We start from the raw sequence: 3737 nt of genomic DNA on the forward strand, positions 1-3737 counted from the left end.
GCGTCGGCGCGGCCGGGGCCGCCGACGCGGGCTGCCGCGCCCCGCCCGGCGGACCGCCGGTGACCGCCCCGAACAGGCACGTCCGTTCCGGCGTGCGACCCGGTGACGGCACCACCGCACGGGCCGTGCACGCCGGGGCACACCCCGCGCGGCGACGGGTGGCGTATGCCGCTCGCCTATCGCCCTCTACCCGCTCGTTGACGCCAACGTCAAGAAACCACTCACCCTTTGGAGTGAAGTACGAAGAGCGGAGCATGTGGCCGATGATGACCGATTGGCCGGGTTCACCCCCATCCCTCACGCATACGAGCGCCCGCCTTATCACTCCATCAGGTGACATCCACGGCGCGACTAGTCCCTCTGAGTCATTTGAGATTGCACCCAGTGGGGGTGTCGCGGTCCCCCTACCTTCCGTAACGTCCTCGATCGGCAAGGGTGAATATGCCACTTGCCGCCGTGGGGGAGCCTCGATTCGGGAGAGGACGGCACCGGCATGAGCTGGGTAACGGACTGGAACACCAAGGCGGCCTGCCGCACCACCGATCCGGACGAACTGTTCGTCCAGGGCGCCGCGCAGAACCGCGCCAAAGCGGTCTGCACGGGATGCCCCGTCCGGACGGAGTGTCTGGCCGAAGCACTGGACAGCCGCATGGAGTTCGGCGTCTGGGGCGGCATGACCGAGCGGGAACGGCGCGCGCTGTTGCGCCGGCGCCCGACGGTCACGTCGTGGCGGATGCTGCTGGAGACCGCCAAGACGGAGTACGAGCGCGCGATGCGCCCGGAGGAGGACGACGGAACATCTGAAGCAGCCTGAGGAACACCGATCCGGCCGCCCGACCCGCGGCCGGCGGACACCACCGGGCGCGGCGGAAACGCCGGGGCGCCCCCACCGCCACCGACCCGGCCCGCGCCCGCGGCACCGCACCCCGCCCGGGCGGAACGGCTCGCCGGGGCACCGCTGCCCGGTGACCGAAAAACACGGCCGGGGCGGGACGACTGACGCGTCCCGGCCCGGCCGGAAGAAGAAGGTGGCACCGACCCGCCAGCTCGCCTCGCGGCAAGTGGTCGCTCGTAGCGACGATGGTTGGGCCCGGGGGCATGGATCGGGCCGGTGCCTCCACCACGGTAACAAAGACCCGGCCGACTTTCATCGCACGTCGCGCATCCGTCCACGGCCGTGCGGTCGGCGGCGGCGCACGCCGCGGCCCCGGGCCCGGCCGCGGGCCGCGGCCTCGCTCAGCCGAGTCCCGCGAGGTCGCCCGACTCCGCCAGCAGCGACGGCACCCCCTCGGCGTCCGGCTCGTCACCGGGCCCCGCGATCACCGTGAGCCGCTGGGTGGCGCGGGTGAGCGCCACGTACAGCACCCGCAGTCCGGCGGGCGACTCGTCGGCGATCTCCGCGGGTCGCACCACGAGCGTGGCGTCGTACTCCAGGCCCTTCGCCTCCAGGCTGCCCAGCGCCACGGCGCGGTCCCCGAGACCGGCGATCCATGTCGCGGCCTCGCGACGGCGCCCCATCGCCACGACGACCCCGACGGTGCCCTCGACCTCGTCGAGCAGCCGAGCGGTCTCCGCCCGCACCACCGTCGCGAGCTCCGGCTCCGCCGCCTCGCCGGCCGCGCCGGACCACACCCGGTAGCGCGGCACCAGGCCGGTGGAGCGCACCGCGCGCGGCGGTGTCGCCGCGGGCATGGCGAGCGCCAGCACCCGGTCGGCGACCTCGGCGACCTCCGAGGGGTTGCGGTAGTTGACGGTCAGTTCGAACGGGCGCCGGGGCCGGTTGCCGAGGACGGCCGACCGCTCGGCCGCCGCCTCCTCCGGGTCGCTCCAGGAGCTCTGCGCCGGGTCGCCGACGACGGTCCAGGTGGCGCGGCGGCCGCGGCGCCCCACCATCCGCCACTGCATGGGGGTGAGGTCCTGGGCCTCGTCCACGATGACGTGGGCGTAGTCGGTGCGCTCGCCCTCCTCCGCCGGGGGCCGCGCGGCGCGGGCGGTGCGGTCGGCGTAGGTGGTGACCTCGGCGACGCCCAGCTCCGCGAGCAGGTGCTCCTCACTGGGCGGCTTGGGCCGCGCGGGGGTCCCGAGCACCGTGCGCAACTCGTCGAGCAGCGCCACGTCGTGGACCGAGAGCCCCCGGCCGTCGGCGGTGAGCCGCCGCAGCGAGCGCGAGAGCCGGCGCACGTCGCCCTGCGGGACGACGCGGCGCGCCCAGCGCCCCAGCCGGCGCTCGTCGGCCATGGCCCGCAGCACCTCCAGCGGGGCGATCTCGGGCCACCACGCGTCGAGGAAGTCGGTGAACTCCGCCTCGTCGGCGACGTCCTCACCGAACGCCTCGCGCGCCTCGGCCCGCATCCGGGGGTCCTCGTGGCCGCGGACCTCGTCGGCCGCGTCCCAGAGCGCGTCGATCAGCAGCCGGCGCGCGCGGGGCCGCAGCAGGTTGACCGGGGCGGTGCCGCTGAGCACGGCCTGCCGGACGTCGGCCAGCCGCTCCGGTCCCACGGTGAGCCGCCGGCCGAGCGCGACGACCGAGAGCTGCTGCGGCTGGTCCTCGCGTTGCAGGGCGCCGCGGGCGGCCCGCGCCAGGACACGGGCCATCCGTACCGACCCCTTGACGCGGGCCACGGCCGGCTCGTCGTAGGAGTCCGCCGACACGCCCTCGACGAGGTCGCCGAGGGCGCGGATGGCGACCTGGCCCTCCTCGCCGAGCGAGGGCAGCACCCCCTCGGTGTAGGAGACGAGGAGCGGGGTGGGGCTGACGACGAGGATGCCGCCGGCGTAGCGGCGCCGGTCCTGGTAGAGGAGGTAGGCGGCGCGGTGCAGCGCGACGGCGGTCTTGCCGGTGCCGGGCCCGCCGACGACCTCGGTGACCGAGGCGGCGGGGGCGCGGATCACCTCGTCCTGCTCGGCCTGGATGGAGGCGACGATGTCACGCATGGCGTGGCCGCGGGCGCGGCCCAGCGAGGCCATCAGGGCGCCGTCGCCGACCACGGGGAGTTCCTCCCCGTCGAGCAGCGCACGGAGCCGGGGTCGCAGCAGGTCGTCCTCGACGCCGACGACGCGGCGGCCCTTGCTGCGGATGACCCGGCGGCGGACGACCCGGCCCGGCGTCACGGGGGTGGCGCGGTAGAACGGGGCGGCGGCGGGGGCGCGCCAGTCGATGACCAGCGGCACGTACTCGGTGTCGAGGACGCCCATGCGGCCGATGTGGAGGGTCTCGGCGATGTCGGCGACCGCGCCGTCGGCGTCCTCCCGGACGGCGTCGTCGGCGGGGTCGACGGAGGTCTGCGCGCCGTCGGGGCCGCGGGTGCCGTCCTTGCCGAGGAGCAGGTCGATGCGGCCGAAGAGGAAGTCCTCGAACTCGCTGTTGAGGCGGTTGAGATGGCGGCCCGCGCGGTAGACCAGGGCGTCGCGTTCGGCGAGTGCCCCGGGGGTCCCGACCTGGACGCGTTTGGCGGCGTCGCTCATCAGGAACTCCGCCTCGTGGATCTTCTCCTCGAGTCTCCGGTAGACGGCGTCGAGGTGACCCTGTTCGCCGCGGATCTCCCGCTCCCGGACGTCCAAGCCCCTGCCCCTTTCGCGCGGTCCTTCGGGCAGCGGCCAACCGTACACCCACGGCGACGGGCCGGGTCCGCCGCGCACCGGTGGCGTCGGCGGCCGTTCGCCGTTTCCGGCCATTCGGCGGCCCACCGGCGCCGTCGCGCCGCGGGCGCGGCGGTGCGCGGGGCGGGGCGCGCGAC

At 75.2% G+C, this 3737-nt stretch carries 2 protein-coding genes; one reads left to right on the forward strand and one right to left on the reverse strand.

Annotation, left to right across the window (positions count from 1 at the left end):
- Positions 1-493 precede the first annotated feature (493 nt).
- Complete coding sequence (locus HCN56_RS24300; RefSeq protein ID WP_167974612.1) at positions 494-814, forward strand: WhiB family transcriptional regulator; 321 nt, start codon at positions 494-496, stop codon at positions 812-814.
- Between the two features lie 422 nt (positions 815-1236).
- On the opposite strand, the gene HCN56_RS24305 is transcribed toward HCN56_RS24300, so the two are convergent.
- On the reverse strand, positions 1237-3561 hold the full coding sequence (locus HCN56_RS24305; protein ID WP_245246975.1) for a HelD family protein: 2325 nt from the start codon (positions 3559-3561) through the stop codon (positions 1237-1239).
- Positions 3562-3737 lie beyond the last annotated feature (176 nt).

Origin of the sequence: Streptomyces lonarensis (genome assembly GCF_012033735.1) — a bacterium.
Taxonomy (GTDB): Bacteria; Actinomycetota; Actinomycetes; order Streptomycetales; family Streptomycetaceae; genus Streptomyces; species Streptomyces lonarensis.